Genomic DNA, 1,456 nt, shown 5'->3' with positions numbered 1-1,456 from the left:
AGGGTGTCGTCTCCAAGCGCGCCACGGCCATCTATCAGAGCGGCCGAAGCAAAAGCTGGACCAAGACCAAGGCGCTGCTGTCGGACGACTTCGTCATCGCCGGCTTCACTATCTCCGATGCGGCCGAAGGGCTGGCGGCGCTCGGAATGGCAGAGTTCGAGGATGGTGAATTGCATTATCGCGGCAAGGTCGGCACCGGTTTCGATGCCGCCACCGCCGGTGAATTGCTCGCCAGGCTGGAGCCGCTGCGGGAAGGCGCCACCGCGCCCGAGGGCGTTCCGCGCGAGATCATGCGCGAGATGAACTGGGTGCGGCCGCTGCTGTCGGCGCGCATCCACTACGCCAACCGCACAGCGGACAACGCACTGCGCCACGGCGTCTTCCGCGGTTTGAGGGATGTCGGCCTGTCGACGCCGGTATCCTCGACACGCAAGCGGCTGATCGCCGAGGCTGACCTTGCCACCATCTGGGTGACCAACCCGACGCGCCGGCTGTTCGGCAAGACCGGCCCGACCAAGCTCGACATCGCCGTCTATTACGCGCTGGTCGGCGATTTCATGCTGCCGCACATTCTCGGCCGGCCGGTGTCGCTGGTGCGCTGCCCGACCGGCCTGCCGAAGGATTGCTTCTTCCAGCGCCACGCCTTCACCGGCATGCCGCCCTCGGTGGTGACATTCGAGGCGACAAATTCCGAGGGCGAAACCAAATCCTATCTCTCGGTCGAAGGCGCGAAAGGGTATCTGGCGCTGGCGCAGTTCGGCGTCGTCGAGTTCCACACTTGGGGCACCCACCGCGCCAGCCTCGACAGACCCGACCAGATCGTCCTCGACCTCGATCCGGGAGAAGGGATCGCCTGGCGCGAGGTGGTCGAGGCCGCCGTGCACATCAAGGACGAATTGGGGCGCCTGGGGCTGGTGCCGTTCGCCAAGACCTCCGGCGGCAGCGGCATCCACATCACGGTGCCTGTGACAGGCAAGCAGAACTGGAAGAAACTGCACCAGGCAACCAGCGCTATCGCCACGCATCTGGCGACAACGGCGCCTGATACTTTCACCACCACCATGGGCAAGGACAACCGCAAGAAGCGCATCTTCATCGACTACCACCGCAATGCGCGCGGCCACACCTCCGCAGCACCTTACTCCTTGCGCGCCCGCACCAATCTGCCGGCCTCGACGCCGGTCAGCTGGAGCGACCTCGAATCCATCGATGCGCCGCAGGATCTGAATTATTCGTCGCCGTCGGGCGATCCGTGGGCGGAGATTGATAAGTTTGCGCGGGATCTGCCGGTGGTCTCGGGGGCGACGAAGTAGTTGCAGAAGACGAAGTAAGTAGTTGCAGAACAAGGACCGCCGCGATCCGTGGCGCCCCCCTCTGTCCTGCCAGCGTTTCAAATTCCAGTCCATCGACGCTTCCAACAATTTGAATTATTCTCTGTCCACGACCTCAAATGCAT

At 63.6% G+C, this 1,456-nt stretch carries 1 protein-coding gene; it reads left to right on the top strand.

Features of this window, described 5'->3' with window-relative positions; all coding sequences use genetic code 11:
• Positions 1-1,313, top strand: a 1,313-nt coding sequence (ligD, locus tag EN949_RS35215; RefSeq protein ID WP_127371985.1) for a DNA ligase D, incomplete at its 5' end; no start/stop codon positions are given.
• Between the last annotated feature and the right edge of the window lie 143 nt (positions 1,314-1,456).

This window comes from Mesorhizobium sp. M7A.F.Ca.US.007.01.2.1, from assembly GCF_003998165.1.
GTDB classification, from domain to species: Bacteria; Pseudomonadota; Alphaproteobacteria; order Rhizobiales; family Rhizobiaceae; genus Mesorhizobium; species Mesorhizobium ciceri.
The sequence above is the reverse complement of the archived record's forward strand: the minus strand, read 5'-3'. Positions and strand labels throughout refer to the sequence as shown.